Origin of the sequence: Streptomyces sp. BA2 (assembly GCF_009769735.1) — a bacterium.
Lineage (GTDB): Bacteria > Actinomycetota > Actinomycetes > Streptomycetales > Streptomycetaceae > Streptomyces.
The window spans coordinates 687,170-707,067 of record NZ_WSRO01000002.1; the positions used below are offsets into that span (position 1 = coordinate 687,170).

The window sequence follows — 19,898 nt, forward strand, 5'->3', positions numbered from 1 at the left end:
GTCGAGGAACCGCCATGAACAATCCCGCCGACCGGCTTGTCGACCTGCTGGACCTGGAGCAGATCGAGCTCAACATCTTCCGTGGCCGCAGCCCGCAGGAGTCCTTGCAGCGGGTGTTCGGCGGGCAGGTCGCGGGGCAGGCTCTGGTGGCCGCCGGGCGCACCACCGAGGGCCAGCGTCCGGTGCACTCGCTGCACGCCTACTTCCTGCGGCCCGGCCGCCCGGGCGTGCCGATCGTGTACCAGGTCGAGCGGGTGCGGGACGGGCGCTCCTTCACCACGCGCCGGGTGACCGCGGTCCAGCAGGGTCGCACCATCTTCAATCTCACCGCCTCCTTCCATCAGCCCGAAGAGGGCGCGTTCGAGCACCAGCTGCCGCCGCGCATCACGGCTCCCGACCCCGAGTCGCTGCCGACGGTCGCCCAGGAGATCACCGAGCATCTGGGCGAACTTCCTGAGCAGCTTGAGCGGATGGCCAGACGCCAGCCCTTCGACATCCGCTACGTGGACCGGCTGCGCTGGACCGCCGAGGAGATCAAGGACGCCGAGCCGCGCAGCGCGGTCTGGATGCGCGCGGTGGGCCCGCTCGGCGACGACCCCCTCGTCCACACCTGCGCGCTGACGTACGCGAGCGACATGACGCTCCTGGACGCCGTCCGCATCCCGGTGGAACCGCTGTGGGGCCCGCGCGGCTTCGACATGGCTTCGCTGGACCACGCCATGTGGTTCCACCGCCCCTTCCGCGCCGACGAGTGGTTCCTCTACGACCAGGAGTCCCCGATCGCGACGGGCGGCCGCGGTCTCGCGCGAGGTCGTATCTACGACATCGAGGGCAGGCTGCTGGTCTCGGTCGTACAGGAAGGGCTCTTCCGGGCCTACGGAGAGCGGCACATGGACGGCCGCCCGTCGACGGGTTCGTGACGCCCACCGATGGGTGAGCGAGGGGTCGCGTGAGCCCGGCTTGCAAAGGGGCATTTGTGCCTCCGGTCGGTACGGGTAAGGAAGAGCGAGGGATGGGGCGTTGCTGAGGGATGTTGATGGGGGATGAGGACATGACCGGGGAGCGCGACCGCCTGCTCGCCGACGCTGTGCGGCTCCGCGAGGACGGTCGCCGCGAGGAGGCGAAGGAGCGACTGCTGGCCCTGTGCGAGCGGTTCCCTCTGGACGCGGAGGTGGCGTACCAGACCGCGTGGGTGCACGACACACTCGGCCTGGAGGCCGAGGCGGTGCCGCACTATGTACGTGCGGTCGAGGGATCAGGCCTTTCTCCTGATGACCGCCGGGGAGCGCTCCTGGGGCTGGGCAGCACCTATCGCGTCCTTGGCCGGTATCCAGAAGCCGTCACGACCTTGGGCGACGCGGCGGCCGGGTTTCCTGACGACGCCGCCCTCAAGACCTTCCTGGCCATGGCCCTCTACAACACCGGCCGGGCACGCGACGCGATGGAGATCCTGCTGACCCTGCTCGCCGCCACGAGCCAGGACCCGGACATCGCCGGCTACCGTCCCGCGATCGAGCACTACGCCAAGGATCTCGACGCGACCATGTAGTGGCGCAACGCGCGACCGGGTCCTGCCCTCACGCTCGCCTGGCCGCGCTCGCCTGGGGCTCTGGCTATGCTCCCCTGCGACGCATCCACTTGAGTAGGCCGCGTGGCTCCGACGCCCGCTCTGTCTTCCCTTCTTCGGGCAGTGCGGCGGGTCGTGCTTCGTGATGCGGCGCGGGGTGGGGGCTCGGCTCGACATCGGGCTGTGCCCCAAAGCCAGGGAAGGCACCGGGCGCCGGATCGGACCCAGGCTTCGGCGCGGGCCGCGGTGCCGGGCGCAGTCCTCGGGCCTGGGAGAGGCCGATGGTGAGGTTGGCCCGCAGCCAGCGGATCTCGTCCGGATCGTCCGCGGTCGTGATCTTCTGAATGATCCGTCCCGCCGGTGACTCCGGTGCGCCCTGTCCGAAGGACTGGGGCATGAGCCTTCGTACGTATGCGCGTTCGTACGGATCCTTGATGATTTCCGCGATCTGAACCGGGTCGAGCAGCGAGGCCACAGCCGCGGCACGCTCCCAGGGGTCGTCGGACTGCCGCAGCAGCGCTCCCGCATGGCGGCCCCGCCAGTTCCGTGCCCGCAGGTCGACGCCCGCCTCCAGCTGGGCGCGGATCGTGCCGGGCGCTCGACCGGTGAGCAGACCGGCGTTGACCTCGGACTCGGCGAAATGCTTCAGCTCTTCGGCCAGATACAGCCAGACCACCGCTCGGTAGCGATTGAGGTAGAACTTCACCGGCGTTGTCTCGCACCAGCGGGGCTCTCCGGGCGTCGGCTGGATCATGCCTTGAGCTGGGGGTTCCCGGGGGTGCTGGGTGGTGGCGGGTGGTGTCGAGTGGCGCTTCCCTTGCTCCCCAGTCGCTCCCCCTGGCGCCACGCCTCCCCAGATTCTCCCCGAAAAGGACCCCACGGCAGCGGCCGCGAGCTGCCCGGATAGCTACACCGGGGCCTCCCCAGCGTGGCCGGGTTCGTAAGGCAGGCCAGCCTTCAGCGCCGCTTCGCGGCGGTCTCTCTCTATGACGAGGACGCAGGTGCGGCAGGCGCGGACTTCCTCTTCGCCGCCATGTCGGGGGTGGACCTTCTTGACGGTGGCAGTCTCGACTTCGCCGGCTGCAGGGTGGCGGAAGCAGACCCCCGGGGCCCAGGTATAGAGGGCGAGGATCTCTTCGCTGTCCATGTCCCGTCGTCTCCTGTGGGTTGGGCTGGCTGCTGCTGGGGTGACGCTCATAGTTCCCTCCCTGCCCAACGGAAACCGCAGGTCAGGCGATGCTCACTCTTTCGAGTGAACGTGCGTTCGAATCTCGGACACTACCTTCAGCCCTGCGGCATATGCCAGAGCCGCAGGGCTCGTGTCGGAAGTAGCGACCGTTTGGGTACTGACACAAGATCGTTTTAGTCTTTGTGTTCTCAGGGTGCCCTCTCGCCGTACCCCCCGACCCGACTGGGTCCTCGCCCGTCGAGTTGCCCTCGGCCACCGCATAGCCCAACTGCGCCAGGCTGCCGAGCTGTCGCAAGAGGAGCTAGGTAACCGCGCGGGACTGGAGCGTCGCAGCATTCAGCGCTACGAGAGCGCTGCTCGCGACCCGCGATACTCGGACCTGCTGCTCATCGCATATGCGCTGCGAGTACACGTCACTGACCTCCTCCACTGAGGTGCCAGTCGCGCGTGGGGGCGCTGCGACCAACCATCACCGTTGATGACCAGTATTGAAATGCATATATGCACGCAGCGGAAGCCCGTGGCAAGGACAGGTAAAGACATTCCGTTCGCGCCCCGTGTGAACCGATCACCCCAGGTCAAGCTAGGGGTAACGATTCACCAGAAGGTCACACCTCGCGCACGCCGCATCCCCATCTAGCCCCGCCCGCCGTCCAGTCCGCCGCGCCCGGACGACGGACGGGAGTCTCAGCCTTGCGGCTGCCGCGCCCGGTTCGGCCACCGCGTCTTGGTGTATGCGTGGAAGTGGTCGCCCTTGTGGGCCGGTCCGAGGGTGCAGTGCAGGACGTCGTCGGGCTTCTTGCTCCAGCACAGGCCCTGGATCTCGATGCGCGCGTAATTGGGGGCGTTCATGCGAAGTGCTCCATCCTCGGGTTCCACGCCGGCCGCGGCCCGGTGACTGTTTCCAGCGCCGTCCGTAGTGCCGCCGTATCGGTATGGAGGCGGCCCTCCGTGGGCGATGTCAGCCAGTACGGTCCGGGCGGCATGACCCGGCTCTCGGGCGGCAGCGTCACGTGGGTGGTGGCGCTCAGCGCCGTGGACTGGGCGACGTTCCAGCCTTCCGTAGTGCCGGGCCGGACGAAGAAGTACACGGCAGGAGCGGCCCTGTTGGGGTCCACGACGACCGCCCCGGGTTCCGCTATCCGGTCGAGGGCCTGCAAGCCGAAGGACCGGACGACTTTGACGGCGTCCCAGTCGACGCCGGCGGCCACGATCCGGGTACCTGCCGGTCCTGGCACGTAGGGGGCATTTCCGCTGGCCATGCGCAGAAGCTAGTGGCGGTGCGTCCGCGCTACCCGAACTGGCGGTTCGGGGTGCCTGGCAGTTCGGGTTGTCAGAGCAGGCCGAGCCGTTGGGCGAGCCCGACGGCCTGGCCGCGGTAGGTGGGGCGTACCCGCCGTAGCAGTCCTTCGATCATGTCGGCGGCGAGGGGGCTGCGGGCGAGGTCTTCGGGTGCGAGTTCTTCGAGGCCGAGGAGGTGGACGAGGACCGCGGCGTCTTCGCGGCGCAGGTCGTACAGGCGGGTGACCTCGAGGCCGAACGTGAACTGGCGTTCACGGGACGGCATCCGGCTTACGTCGATCTTGTCGGCGACGTGGAGGCCTTCGGAGGCCTCCCCTGCCAGCATCTCGATGCTCACGGCGTGCAGACGGACGTTGGTCGGGCCGAACACGGTGTGGTGGGCGTTGCCCTCGCCGCACCGCTTGGCGAGCGGGAGGGCACGCTTCTCCAGCCGGGCGCGGGCATCCCACCAGCGTCTTGTGCGGGCCTCGGCCACCACGGCGACCAGCTCGAGGGCGCCGGCGACCGCGTCCTTCTCTTGTCCGGCCGGGGCGTGTTGGAGGTCTTCGACGGCGAGGACGGCGACTTCCCGGGCATGTTCGACGGCTCCGGCGTCGTTGTGGGAGAGCAGGACGTGGCCGAGGTTCCATTGGGCGGCTGCGATGCGGATGGGGTCGTCGGCGTCCTCAGCGGCCCGCATGGCTCGGTCGGCGACCATGAGGGACAGGTCGAGGCGTCCGGTGCGGCGGCAGTAGGAGCGCAGCAGCCCGTACAGGTCGGCGGCGCATCGCGACACTTCGCGGCGGGCGTGCAAGTCGCTGCCGGATCGGTGGACTTTGCCTGCATGCTCTACGTCGGCGATGAGGGCGGGCAGTAGTTCCTCGGCTTCGGTGAAGCGGGTCTGGGAGGTCTGCCAGATCCTCCAGGCGTTCTCGATGCGGTCGCGCAGGTCGCCGGGTGTGGCTGCGGGTTCGCTGCGTGGGGTGCTGCATCCCATGAGGGCGTGGGCGACGCTGGGTGCGGCGGTGATGGCCGGGACGGCTTCGGGTACGGGGTCGTCGCTGAGTAGCGCGGCGATGGTGACGCCGAGTTCGGCGGCGAGTCGGCCGAGCAGATCGGGTGAGGGGCTCTTCCTTCCGTTTTCGATGAGGGAGAGGTAGCGCTCGGTGATGCCGCATAGTCCGGCGATGGCGACTTGGCTGCGTCCGGTTTGTTCGCGGTGGTAGCGGATGCGGGCGCCGACCGGGAGGCGTGGTGTGCTCATGCCCGCCACCTCCCCGTTTGTGTCGGCTGGTTGGGTCAGCGTATGGCGGAGTGTTCCCGTGTGGGACGGTGATTCCACGTATGGGTGACGGGTTGTTACGGCTGGGCGAGAGAGGGTGCGTTATGGCGCGGCTGGTGTTGTGGGACATCGACCACACTCTGATCTCGACGCGCGGTGTGGGCCGCGAGCTGTCGGCGTCCGCGTTCGAGCAGACGCTCGGTCAGCCGATGAGAGAGCAGGCGAAGATCGATGGGATTACGGAGCCGGTCATCTTCCGGGAGACGGCGAAGCTGCACGGATTGACGACGGCCCGCGGTGACTTCGAGCGGTTCGCCGCGGCCCTGGCGGAGGAGCATTTGCGTCGGGCCGGGGAGTTGCGGGAGCGCGGCCATGCCCTCCCTGGCGCTGCGTCCGCCCTCGATGCGCTCGACGCAGCGGGGGTTCGGCAGGCCGTGGTGTCGGGGAACGTCCGCCCCGTCTCGGAGGTCAAGCTGGGGGTGTTCGGCCTGGATACGCACATCGACTGGGAGGCAGGCGCCTACGGGGAGGACGACGATCTTCGTCCGGCGCTTGTCCGGCTGGCGCTCGAGCGCGCTGCGGTCCCGGCTGGCGAGGCGGTGCTAATCGGGGATACCCCGGCGGATGTGGAGGGCGGGCATGAGAACGGGGTGCGGGTCATCGCTGTCGCGTCCGGCAAGAGCGACGAGGCGGCACTGCGGGAGGCTGGCGCTGAGGTGGTGCTGTCGGATCTGCGGGACACGGAGCTGCTGGTGAAGCTGGTCCGCGGGGATGACGCGTAGCCGTGATCGTCATATGCCGATGTCGCCGCATCCTGGGTCTTGTCGTACCGGCCGCCTAGACTTGCCGCATGATCCCCACTCCGCCGTCGTCTGGTTCCGCGCGGTCTGCGGCCGTGGTGAACGACGAGATCCGGGAGCTGATGCGACGCCCGGAAGTGCGGCTGTCGGGCGAGGACCGGGCCCGGTACGAGGTGCTGGTCGCCGAGTGGACGGCTGTGGCGCAGGCGGAGTCGCTGCGGGACGGGATCGTCGAGGCGGCGTGACGTAGGCTCACGCGACGGTGCCCCGCCTGCTTACCTCAGGCGGGGCACCGTTCGTTGAGCGTCGCCGGTCAGCACTCCTTGGTCAGGTCGGCGTCGGAGAAGGCTACAGGGAGCCCCTCCGCATCCTCGTCGAGTAGCACGGGGCAATCTGCGAGGTAGCCGTGGCCAGGCTTCACCACGGTACCGAGCATCCCTGCGAGGCCCTCCACGTGAGGTGCGACCCGCACGCGCTCACCTTCGCTGAATCCGGTTGCCATGGTCACTTCTCCTTATGGGGTCGACTTTCATGGTTGCGCACGCTGACTTCGGCGCCTACGTAGGAGCATCCCTCGACGGAGCAGCGGATCCAGCCTCCTCCGGTAACGGCCGCTTCGGTGACGGACTTGTCGGGACCGTAGCCGTGAGCGGCGAGGAGCTTGGGGACGGTGCCGCCGTACTCGGCTGCAACCAGGGCCGCCTCGGCGATCTTGTCGTGGCCTCGGGCGAAGAAGCTGCCGATGCCGGTCTCGGTGCCGCAGCCGCACCAGCAGGTGCCGGTAGGGAGAAGTCGCTCGCTCACTTCCCCTCCAGCAAGGCGCCGATGGCGGCAACGACGTCAGAGACAGCCTGGTTGTACGCCTCGTCCTCCGGGGTGCCGGTGCTGTCTTCCAAATACTCGCCGCGCGCGGCTTCGATCGCCTCGGCGAGGATGTCGGGGCGGCAGGAGGAGAGCAGGTCGTTGGCCAGGTGCTCGGCGAGGTGCTGGCGCATCTGCGCGAGCTGCAAGGCGGGCCATTCGGCCGTCTTGTTGAAGGCGGCCAGGGAGTCGTAGATGCGGCCTTGGAGCTTGATCTCGCTCTCGGTTTTCGTCATGTAACCAAGGTAGCCAATCTAGATTGGCAATCAAGATGAACTAGGAAAGATACGCACGGCGCAACAGGCGGACCAGGAGCGCAGGTGGCGTGGGGAAGCTGTGGAGGCGGCGTAATATCTCGCCGTGGCTATCGAACTCCCTGACGACCTGATCACGCTGGAACGTTCCGCCTGGGAGGAGATCCAGGCCGGGACGCTATCCGTGGACACCGCCCTCGCGGTGCAGGAGCGGATCCGGGAGTTCGCCGCAGAGTCCGGGGAGTCGAGGCTCGCCGTCGAGACCGAGCTGAAGAAGCACGTGCGGCACCCGGAGCCGGAAGTGGCCTAGCGGAGACGGATCCCCCGCGCGAAGCTCTGCACCGTCTCGCGCATCGCTGCTTCGAGGCCCTGCTCGTCGATGACGATCAGGCGCCCCTCCGGGCAGCACGGCGAGGCCTTCACCTGATAGAGGCCGCCGACGTCACGCGCCTCGACCACCGCCTTTACGGAGTCGACCAGGTCGGGCGGGCAGAGGATCGTGCGGCGGGCATCGCCGAGCACCTGGTCGTAGAAGCGGATGTCGGTGAGCAGCTTCTCGACGTCCGTCACGGCCGCCACTCCTCGCGGTAGCCGGGCCGGTCCGCGTATACGGAGGCGAGGGCGGCGAGGATGGGCGAGTCGTCGGATTGCGGATCCCAGCCCCCCATCGTGCGGCGGCGCTCTGCCGCGTAGCGCTTGTGCTGTTCGACGATCTGCCGTTTGGCGTCGATCTCGCGCAGCACCCGCGCCGGATCATGGGTGGCGATGTGTCGGGCCACGCCTTCATCGTCCGATGCCGCCGGGTCGACGTGCGAGATGACTCCGTCGTCCATCGCGTCCTCGATGTACCAGCGCTGGCCCTTGTCCCGTGCGCCGTAGGGGGATGGCTCGGTGTGCCACGACGCGGCTTCGTCGCACCACGTTGCGCCGCGCGCGATCCGTTCGTCCTCGTCGAGCTGGTTGCCGAGCCACTGCGCGAGATCTTCAGTCACAGGCCCTCCAATGCCGAGCGCCCCGCCCCTGCATCACGGGGGCGGGGCGGCAGCGCTGCAGCCACAGCGCGGATAGATACGGACAGAGTAGCGGCGGCCACTGACAACACGGCCGGGTCGCGTGAGCCGCCGACACCCGTAGACTCGAACGCATGTCCGATCTGCCGCTGTCTGAACGCCTCGAAAAGCACCGCACCCTCGTGGCCTGGCTCGAATGGCAGCTCAACCAGGAGCGCCTCAAGGTCCGCGAGCTGGAGGTGCAGGTCGAGCAGGATCGGAAACGCCGCGAACGGGCCCGTATCGAGATGAGCTGGAAGATCCAGCCCAAGCGGGCCGAGGACGGGCACCCGATCCTCCACCGCGGCGGCTGCACCCTCTACAAGACGCAGATGGGCTACCTCGACCGCACTGAGGCGATCATCGCGCTCACCGATGACGAGCTGAAGACGGAGTGCTGCGAGATCTGTAAGCCTGAGACCGGCCTCGACCTGCCCAGCTAGACGACGAGCCGACAGTCGGAGCAGCCCGCCGCGCGCCCACCAGCCGTCGGCCGGACGATGTGACCGTGGAGTATCCCGTCGCTGTCGCCCTCGCCGAACGCGCCGACGTGCTGCCCGTCGGTCCGGGCTGGTGGTACGAACCCAAGTTCGACGGCGACAGGACCGTCCTGTGGTGGCGCGACACAGTGCGCATCCAGACCCGGTCCGGGCGGGACGCCACCGAACAGTGGCTCGACATCGCCAGCGCGGGCATGGACCTGCCGCCCGACACGGTGCTCGACGGAGAAGCCGTCATCTGGCGGGACGGAAGGATGGACTTCGGTGCGGTCCGCTCCCGCGCCTCTGCCCGCGGTCGACGCCTCACCGACCTCATGCACCGCTACCCCGCCAGCTTCGCGGCGTTCGACTGCCTCATGCACGCAGGCGTCGACCTTCGCAGACGGCCCTACGTGGAGCGGCGGGCCGCGCTCCTCGACGTCCTCGCCGGGCAGCCGCCGCCCATCCAGCCCGTGCCCGCCACCGACGACCCGGATGTGGCGCGGGCCTGGATCGAGCAGCTCGCCGGCCAAGGCATCGAAGGGGTCGTCGCCAAGCAGGCCAGCGCGACGTACCGAGCGGGGCGAACCCCGGCGTGGCGGAAGCTGCGGCATTCGGAAACGGTTGATGCGCAGGTCATCGGCTACACCGGGAACGTCGCGAGACCGTCGAAGGTGGTCGTGGAGCTGCCGGACGGGCGGCGCATGCTGTCGCGGGCTCTCACGGCTGCACTCAGCCGTGACGTGGCCCGGCACCTCGCCGACACGGAAACCGGCGGACGGGCACGCACCAGGGACGGGGAGGCGTACACGACCACCTCGGGGCCGGTCGTCGAAGTTGCCGCCGGGACCACCAGGCACGCCACCGTCACCGTCACCAGGGTCCGCTGATTGTCAGTGCCGCCAGCGATGATGACGGCATGGCGATCACGATGAAGAACTACGGGCTCACCTGGACCGACCCTGACGGTGCGGCGCGGGCGACAGTCTGCAGCTACGACAAGGCCAGCGCCGAAGACCGGCGGGCGAAGCTCGAAGCCGGCGGGTGCACGAACGTCCGTGTCGAGGAGACCAAGCCGGGGCAGCTGCTCCAGCCGCAGGGGTGAAGAGCGTGCGCCCGCCGCATCTAGTATTCGCGGCGAAAAGGGGCGATCCTACCCTTATGGCGATACCAGTAGATATCAACGGTGAACACTTTCCTACTAAAGCCGCAGCAACGCAGAGGTGCCAGGACGTCCTCCGCAGCTACCCAGGCCAGACCGGGTCGGGGCCGGGCCAGCCTGAGGCCGTAACTGATGAAGCCCACGTCGCGTTCCTGACAGCGCTCATTGCGCGACACCCTGACGTAGACGAGAAGGCTGACGGCGGGATCGCTGGCTTCAAGGTGCAGGTGAACCCGGAAGGAACAGGGAATACGCGCTGCTTCTACGTGCTTCGCACGGACGGCAGCGAGGCCGACTTCTCGTTCAGAAGCTGCCTGTAGCGAGGCCGATCAGCGCGAGCGCCCGCCCTCGGTACATGAGGGCGGGCGCGCGCATCTCCGGGGGCCTCTGCCCCGCCGATAGGGCGGGAGGGATGCGGTTGCCCGAGCCCGGCTGATCCCGGCAGACGGTGCGGTGGCGGAGTCGAACCGCTATCTCCCGAGTGCCCTGCGAGCGGGTCTCCAGGTGCTCTGACGTTGAGCTAGCCGCATCATCAGTTTGGCACGCACTACTGACAGGCGGTACGGGATTCACCTACCGTAGCAAAGCGGCCACCTGAGTTCGCAGCCACCTTCGGGTGGAGTCCTTCGGGACCTCGGTGGCCGCACCTACTTCTCAGGGAGGCGCCGTGAGCGACACGTGGTGGGGCTAGGCCCCGGACAGCAGAACGCCCCCGCAGCCAGCGCTGGTGCGGGGGCGTTGCTGCGCTCACAGTCCAATGCCCTCGCTCGCAGCGTCGGTCCATTTGTCGGCTTCGCGGATGTATCCCCAGAAGGCGGGGCTGTTGTCGGCGTGCCCGGACTGGGCGCGGATCTTTTCTTCGCGCTTGCCTGCCTTGCGGCTGGTGGTGATGAAGCCTGCTCGCATGCTGTGACCGGTGAGGCGGACGGCGACGCCTGCGCGTTCGGCGTTGCGGGCGATGATCTCCCGGACGGCCTCGGGGGAGAGTGCACGGTTTCCGAGATGCCCCCAGACGTCGATGGGCAGGAAGGCGGGCCCGCTGGCGATGCCCGATGCTGCCCGCCAGGTGAGCCAGGCACGGACGGGGCAGGTGTCGACGTTCTTGCCGTAGCTGACGACGACGTCTCGGGGTGGGCGTCCTTTGACGGCGGGCACGTGGACGTCGAGGCCTTGGCTGACGTGGACGATGGTGTCGGCGCGGAGGGCGGCGACTTCGGCGGAGCGCCCTGCAATCCCGAAGGCCATGAGCCAGAGGGCGCGGTCGCGGAGTCCGGTGAGTCCGTCGGCGACGGCGGCGTTCATCTGCCGCAGTTGCTCCGGAGTGACGGCGGCAGCCTTCCCTCGACCGCGCGCCTGCCGCTCGGGATCGTTCTTCAGCGGCTTGAGTGCTTGCCGGGCTGCGACGGTGGCGGCCTTGGGGACTTCGATGCCGTGCTCGTTCCGGGCGGTGACGGTGACGCCGGTAATGCGTCGGTCGATGCTGTTGGGTGCGGCGAGCTTGACGGTGTCGAGCCAGACGACGAAGCCGACGAGGGTGCCCTTCGTGACGTCGGTCAACGCGAGACGGTGGCCGGCCTGTTCGGCGAGCCAGTCGTGGAACTCGGTCCAGAGGTTCCAGTCGTTGGCGTAGCCGCGTTTCGTGTTGTTGGGGCGGATGGCGTCGAGGTGCTGTTCGGCGGCCTGCTCCATCGCGGCGAGCACGGCGAGCGTCGCAGCATCACGGACGGCGGGAGCCGCGTCCGGCTGGCGCGGAGCGAGATCGGTCACGCCGCTTCCTCGATGACGATCCTGATCCGCTTCCCGCACAGGGGGAGGATTTTCTCGGCCCACTCCAGCGAGATCGGGGCGTGGCCCGTCAGTAGCTGGCTCAGGTACTTCTGAGTAATGCCGAGTCGCTCCGCGATCCATGCCTGCTTCAGGCCGGACTCCTTGACTGCGGCTCGCACCTGCTGGCTCAGCGCGTTCTGCGCGAGGGGGGTCTGCGTCGGCTGCATCATCATCTGGTACTTCGGCTGATACGCGAGGCAGGCGGAGCAAGTTGCCTCGGTGCCATCCGGCAGGGGTCCCTGCGTGGTCGAGCGTCCACAGATTGCCGGGCCCGTGGCCCACGCCTCGAACATGGGTAGCCATTCGTACACGGCAACGTGCACGAGGTCTGGCTCGTCCGGCAGTTGGAGGCGAGCTACTGGACGTAGATAGCGGCGACTCCGGTCAAGTCCTTGCTCGTCGCCGAGGTGCACGTTGACGGTCATCGCTCAGTTCTCCCTGTCGGGCAGGGAGGCGATGCTCGGGACTTCGTCGGCCCGTATGAGCTTGTGCGCGTCGCCCCGGGCTGCGGCGAACGCGAACTCGGTCGAGCTCAGTGCGCCTTCCCCTTCAGGGAGATAGAGCGATCCGTCTTCGTGCACGAGGGCGATGTTGGTGGTGGCGTTGCGAGGGTTGATCACCTCGTACCAGCCTGGTCCGGAGTTGATTTCAGGGCTCTGAAGCATAGCTAATTGTACCGTTTCGCCGCCCGCGATATGGCATGTTATCGAGAGTCGCCCACGGTCAACTCGCAGCACTCCACAAGACGTTATGCGCTGGCGATGGTTGACGCGGGAGCCGCTGTCAGACCTCGGGTGCAGACTGGCCGCATGGCAAAGAGATACGAGAGCGAGGCCCACGTCGTCATCGGCGGCGAGGAGATCCCCGTGTACGCACGCTTCGACGTGTTCACCGATTCGGGCATCAAGCAGTGGCACGGCACCCTGGGATCGAGCGAGCCGGGGCTCGGCTACAAGCTCGTAACCGCCGACCGAGTGCGACTGTGCATGCCTGACGGCAAGGAGGGCGCCATCGTCGCCACGCACGCCGACGGCGGCGAACTCGTCCCCTTCACCGGCAGCGGCCCCTCCCCTACATAGGAGCCTCGACGCTGACGCTGCGCCCCGGACTCGCTTGAGTCCGGGGCGCAGTCACGTCGCCGCCCCTCCCCCGCTGGCCGCTTCTGCCCTACGGTGTCCCGACTGGCTCAACGCTGGGGGCACTCGTGCGCGTTCGTACTGCTACCGCAACCGCCGCGCTCCTCCTCGCCGCCCTGACCGCCTGCGGCGACGATGGGGACGACAAGGCCGAGACGAAGCCGTCCGCGGCGAAGGAGCCCACGAAGAAGGTCGACTGCGCGGACCAGTACGTCAGCCAGAAGGAATGGTTGGATCACTGCGCCGGAAAGGAAGGCGCCGGCACCGGTGGGGACGGGACCGAGGGCCAAGAGGCGGATCTCAAGCTAGGCGAGCCAGCGCGGACCGTCGGCGACGGCGGTACCGGCGAACTGCAGATCACGCCCGACACTGTCGTGTACGTGAAGAAGAGCGGCACGGAAACCGCGAAGAACGGCGTCTTCGCCGTCGTCACCATGAAGGACAAGGCGATGACCGGGGCGCCGGCGGACGAGGTGGCGCCGATCAGTGGCGGGGGTTGGTCGTGGATCGCACCGGACGGAGAGTCGATCGGCTTCGACAGCGGCAACTCGTCGAGCATCGTCGTCGACAAGTACAACAACGCTGATCTGGTGCAGCCTGGCACCTATCAGTGGCGGCTGCAGGCATTCGACCTCACGCCCGCCCAGGCGAAGGGCGGCACGCTGCTCTATGTGGACGGCGAGGAGACCGCCCACCGCTGGAAGATCCCCGCGACCGACTCCGGGCCGCACGTTGCCGAGCTGAAGAAGCAGCTAGCGGAGTAGACGTAGAGATGCCCCCGCCGCCTGCACGAGGCAGGGGCGGGGGCATCGTCTACTCGGTCGGGCCTTCCGGCGGAGGGTCCGGCTCCACGAAGAGGCCCTCGTAGCTGGGCTGCGGCTGGGGTTCGGCAAGGCCGAGTTCGACAAGGGACGGCATGTCGCCGGCCGAGTCGTCGATCCGGCGGGTCATCGGGCGCGGTTCGGGCATCGGCTCTCCTCAGTACTGGCGGCGCTGCGGGTCGAGGGCCGCACCCTGCGGGCCGTTCTCCGGTTGGTCGGGCGGTGGCGCGCTGTCCCTCCGGCAGACCAGCGCGTCGGGGTCGTCGGCCGGCGGCTGGAGTGAGTAGCCGTCGGGGCAGGTCTGTCCGTCGCGGCCATCAGTCCCGTCCTCGCCTGCGGGACCCTGCTCCCCCTGCGGTCCTGCTGGTCCGGCGGGTCCGGGTTCGCCTTGAGGCCCCGGTGGCCCCGCCGCGCCGTCAGCGCCTGAGGTGCCGGGTGGGCCCGTCTCGCCGACCCCGTCCGTGCCGTCACTGCCTGGTTCGCCGTCGTCTCCGGCTTTACCGTCCTGGCCGGGCGGTCCTTTCTCCCCCGGCCTGCCGGGTTCGCCGTTCTCGCCCTTGGGGCCGCGAGGTCCGGTGATGGACTCGCCGCGGCTGCCCGGCGGGCCCGCCACCGGTTTCCCGCCGAGCCGTTCGACCTGCGATGCGAGCGCATCCCTGGCCTCGTTGGCGGTGCGCAGGTCGTGACTCAGGGACTGCATGGTGATGACGACCCACGCCAGCGCGGCAACGCCTGCGATCGCGGCCAGGGCGAACCAGATGTCTGCGCGGCGGCGCGCTTTGGCCGGGGAGGTGTGAGACCTCACGTGCCTGCTCCCCTCGTCGAGAGGTACACCTGAAGTAGCACGATGAGTACAGGCACAATCAGCCCGGTCAGGATGAGCCGGCGGTCGGCCCGCCGCTGGTCCTCGACTTTGCGCCGTGCGAGTTCGTCGTCTCGTATCGCTTGGAGGCGTTCCGCCTCGATCGCCGTCATGCGTTCGATGAGCTGCCGGTGCACTTCGTCGGCGGTGCGGCGCTCGAGCTCGTAGCGTTCGACGCTGACCTTCTTGTCGAGCCGTGCACCGTGCTCGCGGAGGTCTTCCTTGAGGTCTGCGTGGATGGCCTCAAGGCGTCTGGCGACCTCACCGAGGGTCGGCTCGTCGGTCACGTGCTGCTCCGCTCAGAGAACGCTCGGCTTCGCGGGCTGCGAGGCGGGCGCCGAGGAGGCGACCGGGGAGACCTGGCCGCGGGTGATGAACATGATGACGGCGAGGACGAGGCCGTTGATGGCGGCCGTGGTGGTGGGTGCGACGTCGTAGCCGAATGCGGCCACAGCAGAGGCGACGGTGGCAACGAGGGTGGTGAATGCCTGCACTGCGATCGGCCGGGTCAGGAAGGCAGCGATCGCACCGAGGATCGCGGAGACGCTCGCGACCGTCCATCCGGCCTGGGTCTCCGTCAGTCCGACGTTGAAGGTCACGACCAGGCCGAGTACGGCGGCCAGGCTGTTCAGGAAGAGAACCGGGTCTCTGTTGAAGATCTTCATGAGGACTATTCCGTTCTGCGCGGGTTAGCGGTTGAGGGACAGGACGATCGCGATGATCGTGGCGACGGCCGCGATGGCAGCCAGTAGGTAGCCCCATCCGGCGTTCAGGCCCTGCCCGTGGCCTTCGGCCCGGTTCAGTCGGTCGGTGAGGTCTTGGATGCGTTCGCTGTTGCGGGAGGTGGCTGCTTCGGATTCCGTCCGGGTCATGAACTGTGCGGCCTGGTCGGACAGGGTTTGGCGGAACTCGTTGACGCCTTCGAAGCGCTTGTCGTTGGCCAGCTCCGCTTTGATCACGGCTTCCTTCGCGGCCAGTAGGGCGGCTTCGATGGCTTTGGTCTGCGCGTCGAACCGCTGCTGGTATCGGAGGTCCCGCTCGTCGCCGATCTCTGACAAGTAGATTCGCAGCATGTCCGGTGTCCATCGGGAGTCCCTTTCGGCACCGGGATCGTCGGCCATGGCGGTCCCTAGGCCCAGCGTTCGGCGGTGAACGCCGTCATGCGACGGGCACCTTCAGCTTGTCCCAGGTGGTTTTGCCGGGCGGCCACTTCGCGGCGGCGCCGCTGTATCCGCATTCGCGCTGCCAGGCTTCGTAGGAGGCGACGTCGGCCTTGCCGAGGGTGGGGCCGGGGCCGACCGTGTACCGGCCGCAGCCGACGGCGACGAGCCGCTTTCCCATCGCGGTGAAGATCTTCGAGACCTTGCCCAGGGCCGGGTTGTCGCCCTTCATGAAGAACGAGGCGCCGGGGAACGGCTCGTACCTGGGCGTACCGGGTCCGGGCTTTGGGGGCGTGCTGCCGCCGGGGCGCGGTGCACCCTTCTGCACCCAGGTATAGAGCGGGCCTCCGGGGCAGGCGGTGGCGTAGCCGTCCCGGTGTCCCTTGATTTCGCTGCCGGCGCCGTGCTTCCGGAGCAGTTCGATGCCGTCACGGATCGCGTGGAGCATCGGATCGTTCGGTTCGGTCAGGCCCTTCGAGCCGAGGAGGCCGAGGACCGCGTAGTGCGCGACGTTCAGCGCCTGGCTGCCGTTGGCGCCGGTCCGCTTCCCCAGGCCGCGTCCCTCGAGGAGGTAGCCATGGGGGCAGGCCGCGTAGTTGTAGGCGACGTCGCTGTAGCCCTCGGCCTTGTTTGCGAGGTGCGCCTTGCGGATGGCCTTCCACAGGGCGATGCACTTGTCGTGGTCGGTGAGGAGCGTCGTGCTCACGGTGGTGCCCTCGTAGTGGACCTTGACGCCCTTCGTCGAGGACTGTGCGGGTGCGGCGGATGCGGGCCAGCCGAGTTGGCCGCGGGTGATCAGCTTCACGGGTTGCCCCTTCTAGTAGTCCCAGGTCATGCCGACGAATTGGGCGTGCTCGAGCAGCCAGGCCTCGTGGTGGTCGTGCCATACCTCGACGCCGACGGGCTGGTTTGCTTCGCCGTAGAACGGCCACATCGTGGTCTCCCAGCTGCGGCCTGGCGTGGCGGGGTGGTCGGCGGCCCCGGTGTCGTCGCGTTCACCGTGCGGATCACGGATGAACCGGGACATGAATTGCCGTGGCCGCAGATCGCCTTCCGGCGGCGTGATGGCGGCCCAGCGAAGGTTGCGGGACCAGATGAAGTCCCCGCCGAACGGCGGCATGATCAGCGACAGACTGCGGGCCATGCTGCGCTCGTTGCTGATCACTCGCTCATAGGTGACGAGCATCCACGTCTCCGGAGGGATGAGCTGCGGCTTGTCGCCGCGGTACAACTTGCACACGGTGGCCACGACGGCCTCCTTATCGGATGGCGCTGACGTGGGCGGGAGTCATCGTGCCGCGGGATCGCCTTGCCGTGGCTTCGGCGGCCGGGTCACAGCCGTGCAGGTGAGGTAGACGGTCTCGACGGGGACCCGGCAGTACGCCTTCAGGCGGCCGTCTCTGGTGATGTCGAGCTTCACCCAGGTGTGATCCTTGTCAGGGGTGATGCCGCCGATCCACGTGGAGGTCATGTATGCCGCATCCCATTCGCCATCGTGGAAGCTGCCCAGCGGGATGGCCTCATGCACGGGGAAAGGCTGAGCGTCGGGGCGCGTGAAGTTCCCGGTCAGGGTGACCTTGCCGTCCTCGTCTTCCCAGTAGCGAGCGGGGAGGGTGAGGTCGAGAGAGGGATGCGTGTGGAGTGGATGCTGCTCAGGCAGTGTGGTGGTCACGACTTCTCCTTGGAGTCCGGCGCTGGGTGTTAGAGGCTGACGATGGTCCCGTTGAAGCCGATCCACGGAGGCTTCACGCCGGACCCGGTGCCGAAAACTTGCAGGTAGCCGTCGGTCTGAACGTCCAGCTTGAGGGCGATGCGGTCGGAGGCAATGTCGGAGCAGGGGATCGTGACGGTGCGCAGCGTCGCCGGGCGGACGATCGACGGCAGCGCCGTCGTGTTGATGATGTAGCTGCCCGCTGGCGTCGACGGCCAGGAGGAACGGCCGACCGCCCCGCGCAGCTGGAGCGACTCCTCGCCGGAGATGTTCAGCAAGCGGTACTGCAGCGTTCCGTTGGAGTTGCCGTTCTGCTGGAAGCCCGACGCGAGGTTGACCGTCGTCCAGGCGGAGGCGCCCGTCGACACTGCCACCCACCCCGCTCCGTCGTACACGTCGAGCCGGTTCACGTCCTGGAGCCACGTCTGCATGCCCTCGACAGGAGCGGCGGCGCCGGTGAGGGCCGCAGCTCGTCCGGAGGCGGAGGCGAAGCGCATGACGCCGCGCTGCACGATCGCGTTGACGATGTCCTTGGCCAGCTTCCCGGCGTCGGGAGCGTCGGTGAGCGCGGCGATCTGGACGCCCTGCCCGTAGTCATCCGTGATGGGCACGCGGGTCACTCCTTAAGCAATGCGGGTCAGACGGAGCCAGGAATCGGTGTAGACAGTGGTGGCTGTGGCCCCGGTGTTTCCCTGTGACCACTGCAGGGCGTAGGTGCCGCCAGTTCCCTGCACGCGCAGCGTCCCGGCGATGAGCACCGAGTACTCCCCCACGGCGCTGGTCGTGCCACTGAAGTTGCGGGGCTGCGCCACGTCGTTGGTCTCGGTGCGGATGCTGTAGCCGTTCGTGGACTGGGCGGTGGTGCCCAGGCCCATGCCGTGGCCCGTCCACTCGCCGAGCGCTCCGGCCGGGGTCGTCCAGTCGACGGTGATGTCGAGGTCGACCAAGGCGCTGTACTTGATCCAGCCATCCACGATGTAGGAGGCGTTCGCGGCGACGGCGAACGTGAGGTGCGGGTCATCGGCAGGTGCGGCGTTGTTAGTGCGAGACGTGTCCGCCGTCTTCAAGGCGACGAGGGTCTGCCCGATGCCGAGGTCGGCAGTAGCTGTACGGCCTGCGGCCAGCCAGTTCCCTGACGAGGACTGGCTGATGACGATGACGTCGCCGACCTGCGGCATCGTGTACGTCTCCATCTGCCGCACCGTGATGCCGTCGTCCGTAAGCACAGTCCCGCCTGCGTTGACGGTCTGTACGGTGGCGAGCCGCCAGTCCGCGCCCCGCACGCTCGTCGCGGTGGCGCCTGCGGACACGGCCTGCTGCTGGAGTGCGTCGGCGAGCTTGCGGACCGTGCCGAAGGTTTCCTTCACGAGTCCTCCTTCGCCGCGATAGTGGTGATCGGGAAGTCGCCGCCGGTGTCCAGCGGCACGGAGAAGCTCTGGACTTGATGCAGCTCGCGGGTTCCGTCAGGGTGGATGACGCGGATGACGTCGCCGCACTCCAGCGCCGGATTCGGCAGCGACGAGAAGTCACCACTCGCGTTGGGGGCCTTCCCGGCGATCAGCTTCAAGTTGGCGGCCTGCGCGCACGCGTTGACGGTGGTCAGCGTGCTGGAGGCGTAAAAGTCCGGGCGCCTACCGAACGGGCCGCCCCAGTAGGTCGGGCTGTTGATATCGCTGTCAGTGGCCAGGTAGGAGACCGGGGCCACATTCTCCTCGGTGTTCTCACCACGGGCGAGGCAGCCGTTGAACACCTTGTCGGAGCTCATGCCGCGGCTGCCCTGCACGTACACGCCGCCCTCGCCGGCGGCGACCTCCCACACGGCGGGGTTGGCCAGCAGCTCGGGCAGGCTGGCGATGACGAACACCCCATCCGCGTTCGTGTAGCACTCGGCTCCGGCAGCGGCCACGATCTCCTCGACGCCTGCCCACGGGTCAGCTTCAACGTCGAACGTCCGCGCGCCGATCGGGGTGTCGACGATGAGGCTGATCACGTCGGCGTCAGGTAGGGAGCGTTGGATGAGTGCGGTGGCGGCGCCGACGACGGTGCCGGTCGCCTTGTAGGGCTCGGTGAATTTATCGTCGGCGACGCATGCTTCCAGCGACTTACCCGTCAGCGTGACCGGGCCGTCTGTTGGGTCGCCGTCCACGCCGTCGAGCCGGAAGACCCCGATAGGCACGAGCTCTTGGGAGCCGTCGCCGTAGGTGACGCCGCGCGCGATCCGAAGCCGGGCCCCGTAGGTGGCGAGCTCGTCCGCGGGGGTGCGAGGGATTAGCGTCACGTCCGCCGAGGTAACGGTGCAGGTACGGCGGATCGCCTGCCCGCGGTCCACAGGCACCGAGCCGCCTGTGTGCTCGAGCGTGACCACGCTGCCGTCCGTCTTGAACAGCTTCACCTCGGTGACCGGCGTGTGTGCTTCGCCGAGGCGTGGCAGGAACCGGCTACTGACGGGGTACATGG

General features: G+C 68.2%; 36 protein-coding genes. 12 read left to right on the forward strand and 24 right to left on the reverse strand.

The annotated features are described in order from the left end of the window. Positions 1–14: 14 nt before the first annotated feature. Entirely contained in the window at positions 15–920 is a 906-nt protein-coding gene (locus E5671_RS05815; protein WP_160502762.1) for an acyl-CoA thioesterase, read from the forward strand. 131 nt (positions 921–1,051) lie between these two features. After that, complete coding sequence (locus E5671_RS05820) at positions 1,052–1,549, forward strand: tetratricopeptide repeat protein (RefSeq protein ID WP_160502763.1); 498 nt, start codon at positions 1,052–1,054, stop codon at positions 1,547–1,549. Between the two features lie 64 nt (positions 1,550–1,613). Here E5671_RS05820 and E5671_RS05825 read toward each other — a convergent pair whose 3' ends face one another. Together E5671_RS05825 and E5671_RS05830 are read right to left on the reverse strand one after the other, a co-directional pair. Further along, positions 1,614–2,321 carry a DUF6397 family protein gene (locus tag E5671_RS05825; RefSeq protein ID WP_160502764.1) on the reverse strand — a complete coding sequence of 236 codons (708 nt, stop codon included), beginning with the start codon at positions 2,319–2,321 and terminating at the stop codon, positions 1,614–1,616. A gap of 153 nt (positions 2,322–2,474) precedes the next feature. Further along, positions 2,475–2,714, reverse strand: a complete 240-nt coding sequence (locus E5671_RS05830; RefSeq protein WP_160502765.1) for a hypothetical protein — start codon at positions 2,712–2,714, stop codon at positions 2,475–2,477. Between the two features lie 235 nt (positions 2,715–2,949). Between E5671_RS05830 and E5671_RS46945 the strand changes: the two genes are divergently transcribed. Beyond that, positions 2,950–3,189 carry a helix-turn-helix domain-containing protein gene (locus tag E5671_RS46945; RefSeq protein ID WP_160502766.1) on the forward strand — a complete coding sequence of 80 codons (240 nt, stop codon included), beginning with the start codon at positions 2,950–2,952 and terminating at the stop codon, positions 3,187–3,189. A gap of 254 nt (positions 3,190–3,443) precedes the next feature. Here E5671_RS46945 and E5671_RS05840 read toward each other — a convergent pair whose 3' ends face one another. From E5671_RS05840 to E5671_RS05850, 3 genes are all read right to left on the reverse strand, one after another. Next, positions 3,444–3,608: a hypothetical protein gene (locus E5671_RS05840; protein ID WP_160502767.1), complete on the reverse strand. Its 165-nt coding sequence runs from the start codon at positions 3,606–3,608 to the stop codon at positions 3,444–3,446. Continuing rightward, on the reverse strand, positions 3,605–4,018 hold the full coding sequence (locus E5671_RS05845; protein ID WP_202121025.1) for a hypothetical protein: 414 nt from the start codon (positions 4,016–4,018) through the stop codon (positions 3,605–3,607). The genes E5671_RS05840 and E5671_RS05845 overlap by 4 nt, the downstream gene beginning before the upstream one ends. A gap of 71 nt (positions 4,019–4,089) precedes the next feature. Beyond that, the gene (locus E5671_RS05850; RefSeq protein WP_160502768.1) at positions 4,090–5,301 is read right to left on the reverse strand and encodes a helix-turn-helix domain-containing protein; all 1,212 of its coding nucleotides are present in this window, start codon (positions 5,299–5,301) and stop codon (positions 4,090–4,092) included. 122 nt (positions 5,302–5,423) lie between these two features. On the opposite strand from E5671_RS05850, the gene E5671_RS05855 reads away from it, so the two are divergent. Both E5671_RS05855 and E5671_RS05860 read left to right on the forward strand, forming a co-directional pair. Next, on the forward strand, positions 5,424–6,101 hold the full coding sequence (locus tag E5671_RS05855; protein WP_160502769.1) for an HAD family hydrolase: 678 nt from the start codon (positions 5,424–5,426) through the stop codon (positions 6,099–6,101). A gap of 68 nt (positions 6,102–6,169) precedes the next feature. Continuing rightward, positions 6,170–6,364 (forward strand): hypothetical protein, encoded by a 195-nt coding sequence (locus E5671_RS05860; protein ID WP_160502770.1) that lies wholly within the window; start codon positions 6,170–6,172, stop codon positions 6,362–6,364. A gap of 68 nt (positions 6,365–6,432) precedes the next feature. On the opposite strand, the gene E5671_RS05865 is transcribed toward E5671_RS05860, so the two are convergent. The 3 genes from E5671_RS05865 to E5671_RS05875 are packed head-to-tail and all read right to left on the reverse strand — an operon-like array spanning position 6,433 to position 7,216. Then, positions 6,433–6,621 carry a hypothetical protein gene (locus tag E5671_RS05865; protein ID WP_160502771.1) on the reverse strand — a complete coding sequence of 63 codons (189 nt, stop codon included), beginning with the start codon at positions 6,619–6,621 and terminating at the stop codon, positions 6,433–6,435. Positions 6,622–6,623: 2 nt separating this feature from the next. Next, a complete protein-coding gene (locus E5671_RS46075; RefSeq protein WP_237330112.1) occupies positions 6,624–6,923 on the reverse strand; it encodes a hypothetical protein in 300 nt (99 codons plus the stop codon). Further along, positions 6,920–7,216 (reverse strand): hypothetical protein, encoded by a 297-nt coding sequence (locus E5671_RS05875; protein ID WP_160502772.1) that lies wholly within the window; start codon positions 7,214–7,216, stop codon positions 6,920–6,922. The genes E5671_RS46075 and E5671_RS05875 overlap by 4 nt, the downstream gene beginning before the upstream one ends. A gap of 124 nt (positions 7,217–7,340) precedes the next feature. On the opposite strand from E5671_RS05875, the gene E5671_RS45305 reads away from it, so the two are divergent. Further along, the gene (locus tag E5671_RS45305; protein ID WP_237330989.1) at positions 7,341–7,544 is read left to right on the forward strand and encodes a hypothetical protein; all 204 of its coding nucleotides are present in this window, start codon (positions 7,341–7,343) and stop codon (positions 7,542–7,544) included. Here E5671_RS45305 and E5671_RS05880 read toward each other — a convergent pair. Both E5671_RS05880 and E5671_RS05885 read right to left on the reverse strand, forming a co-directional pair. Next, on the reverse strand, positions 7,541–7,804 hold the full coding sequence (locus E5671_RS05880; protein ID WP_160502773.1) for a hypothetical protein: 264 nt from the start codon (positions 7,802–7,804) through the stop codon (positions 7,541–7,543). The two genes, E5671_RS45305 and E5671_RS05880, sit on opposite strands and share 4 nt — an antisense overlap. Continuing rightward, positions 7,801–8,226: a DUF6221 family protein gene (locus tag E5671_RS05885; RefSeq protein ID WP_160502774.1), complete on the reverse strand. Its 426-nt coding sequence runs from the start codon at positions 8,224–8,226 to the stop codon at positions 7,801–7,803. Before E5671_RS05885 ends, E5671_RS05880 begins: the two co-directional genes overlap by 4 nt. 152 nt (positions 8,227–8,378) lie before the next feature. On the opposite strand from E5671_RS05885, the gene E5671_RS05890 reads away from it, so the two are divergent. The 4 genes from E5671_RS05890 to E5671_RS47725 all read left to right on the forward strand — a co-directional run bounded on the left by E5671_RS05890 (position 8,379) and on the right by E5671_RS47725 (position 10,244). Then, on the forward strand, positions 8,379–8,726 hold the full coding sequence (locus E5671_RS05890) for a DUF6233 domain-containing protein (RefSeq protein WP_160502775.1): 348 nt from the start codon (positions 8,379–8,381) through the stop codon (positions 8,724–8,726). Between the two features lie 65 nt (positions 8,727–8,791). Then, complete coding sequence (locus tag E5671_RS05895) at positions 8,792–9,652, forward strand: ATP-dependent DNA ligase (protein ID WP_160502776.1); 861 nt, start codon at positions 8,792–8,794, stop codon at positions 9,650–9,652. 29 nt (positions 9,653–9,681) lie between these two features. Beyond that, positions 9,682–9,867, forward strand: coding sequence for a hypothetical protein (locus E5671_RS45310; RefSeq protein WP_202122781.1), 186 nt, complete (start codon positions 9,682–9,684; stop codon positions 9,865–9,867). A gap of 56 nt (positions 9,868–9,923) precedes the next feature. After that, positions 9,924–10,244, forward strand: coding sequence for a DCL family protein (locus E5671_RS47725; RefSeq protein WP_160502777.1), 321 nt, complete (start codon positions 9,924–9,926; stop codon positions 10,242–10,244). A 427-nt stretch (positions 10,245–10,671) separates the two neighbouring features. Here the strand turns inward: E5671_RS47725 and E5671_RS46950 are convergent, their stop codons facing one another. From E5671_RS46950 to E5671_RS05915, 3 genes are read right to left on the reverse strand one after another with little or no spacing between them, the layout of a single operon-like run. After that, positions 10,672–11,691 (reverse strand): tyrosine-type recombinase/integrase, encoded by a 1,020-nt coding sequence (locus E5671_RS46950; protein ID WP_160502778.1) that lies wholly within the window; start codon positions 11,689–11,691, stop codon positions 10,672–10,674. Then, the gene (locus E5671_RS05910; protein WP_160502779.1) at positions 11,688–12,176 is read right to left on the reverse strand and encodes a helix-turn-helix domain-containing protein; all 489 of its coding nucleotides are present in this window, start codon (positions 12,174–12,176) and stop codon (positions 11,688–11,690) included. The genes E5671_RS46950 and E5671_RS05910 overlap by 4 nt, the downstream gene beginning before the upstream one ends. A gap of 3 nt (positions 12,177–12,179) precedes the next feature. After that, positions 12,180–12,416 (reverse strand): hypothetical protein, encoded by a 237-nt coding sequence (locus E5671_RS05915; protein WP_160502780.1) that lies wholly within the window; start codon positions 12,414–12,416, stop codon positions 12,180–12,182. A 144-nt stretch (positions 12,417–12,560) separates the two neighbouring features. Between E5671_RS05915 and E5671_RS05920 the strand changes: the two genes are divergently transcribed. Together E5671_RS05920 and E5671_RS05925 are read left to right on the forward strand one after the other, a co-directional pair. Continuing rightward, positions 12,561–12,830, forward strand: coding sequence for a hypothetical protein (locus tag E5671_RS05920; RefSeq protein ID WP_160502781.1), 270 nt, complete (start codon positions 12,561–12,563; stop codon positions 12,828–12,830). A 125-nt stretch (positions 12,831–12,955) separates the two neighbouring features. Next, positions 12,956–13,651: a hypothetical protein gene (locus tag E5671_RS05925; protein ID WP_160502782.1), complete on the forward strand. Its 696-nt coding sequence runs from the start codon at positions 12,956–12,958 to the stop codon at positions 13,649–13,651. Between the two features lie 49 nt (positions 13,652–13,700). Here E5671_RS05925 and E5671_RS45315 read toward each other — a convergent pair whose 3' ends face one another. From E5671_RS45315 to E5671_RS05975, 11 genes are read right to left on the reverse strand one after another with little or no spacing between them, the layout of a single operon-like run. After that, positions 13,701–13,856, reverse strand: coding sequence for a hypothetical protein (locus E5671_RS45315; RefSeq protein WP_202121026.1), 156 nt, complete (start codon positions 13,854–13,856; stop codon positions 13,701–13,703). 9 nt (positions 13,857–13,865) lie between these two features. Beyond that, positions 13,866–14,513 carry a collagen-like protein gene (locus E5671_RS05930; protein ID WP_336605675.1) on the reverse strand — a complete coding sequence of 216 codons (648 nt, stop codon included), beginning with the start codon at positions 14,511–14,513 and terminating at the stop codon, positions 13,866–13,868. Further along, positions 14,510–14,857 (reverse strand): hypothetical protein, encoded by a 348-nt coding sequence (locus E5671_RS05935; RefSeq protein WP_160502783.1) that lies wholly within the window; start codon positions 14,855–14,857, stop codon positions 14,510–14,512. The genes E5671_RS05930 and E5671_RS05935 overlap by 4 nt, the downstream gene beginning before the upstream one ends. 12 nt (positions 14,858–14,869) lie before the next feature. After that, positions 14,870–15,235: a hypothetical protein gene (locus tag E5671_RS05940; RefSeq protein WP_160502784.1), complete on the reverse strand. Its 366-nt coding sequence runs from the start codon at positions 15,233–15,235 to the stop codon at positions 14,870–14,872. Positions 15,236–15,259: 24 nt separating this feature from the next. After that, positions 15,260–15,691 (reverse strand): hypothetical protein, encoded by a 432-nt coding sequence (locus tag E5671_RS05945; protein ID WP_160502785.1) that lies wholly within the window; start codon positions 15,689–15,691, stop codon positions 15,260–15,262. Positions 15,692–15,728: 37 nt separating this feature from the next. Further along, a complete protein-coding gene (locus E5671_RS05950; protein ID WP_160502786.1) occupies positions 15,729–16,535 on the reverse strand; it encodes a peptidoglycan-binding protein in 807 nt (268 codons plus the stop codon). A 12-nt stretch (positions 16,536–16,547) separates the two neighbouring features. Further along, positions 16,548–16,979, reverse strand: coding sequence for a hypothetical protein (locus E5671_RS05955; protein WP_160502787.1), 432 nt, complete (start codon positions 16,977–16,979; stop codon positions 16,548–16,550). Between the two features lie 39 nt (positions 16,980–17,018). Next, positions 17,019–17,402, reverse strand: a complete 384-nt coding sequence (locus tag E5671_RS05960; RefSeq protein WP_160502788.1) for a hypothetical protein — start codon at positions 17,400–17,402, stop codon at positions 17,019–17,021. Positions 17,403–17,431: 29 nt separating this feature from the next. Next, a complete protein-coding gene (locus tag E5671_RS05965; protein WP_160502789.1) occupies positions 17,432–18,052 on the reverse strand; it encodes a hypothetical protein in 621 nt (206 codons plus the stop codon). 12 nt (positions 18,053–18,064) lie between these two features. Next, a complete protein-coding gene (locus tag E5671_RS05970) occupies positions 18,065–18,808 on the reverse strand; it encodes a hypothetical protein (protein ID WP_160502790.1) in 744 nt (247 codons plus the stop codon). Continuing rightward, the gene (locus E5671_RS05975; protein WP_160502791.1) at positions 18,805–19,896 is read right to left on the reverse strand and encodes a DUF5047 domain-containing protein; all 1,092 of its coding nucleotides are present in this window, start codon (positions 19,894–19,896) and stop codon (positions 18,805–18,807) included. The genes E5671_RS05970 and E5671_RS05975 overlap by 4 nt, the downstream gene beginning before the upstream one ends. Between the last annotated feature and the right edge of the window lie 2 nt (positions 19,897–19,898).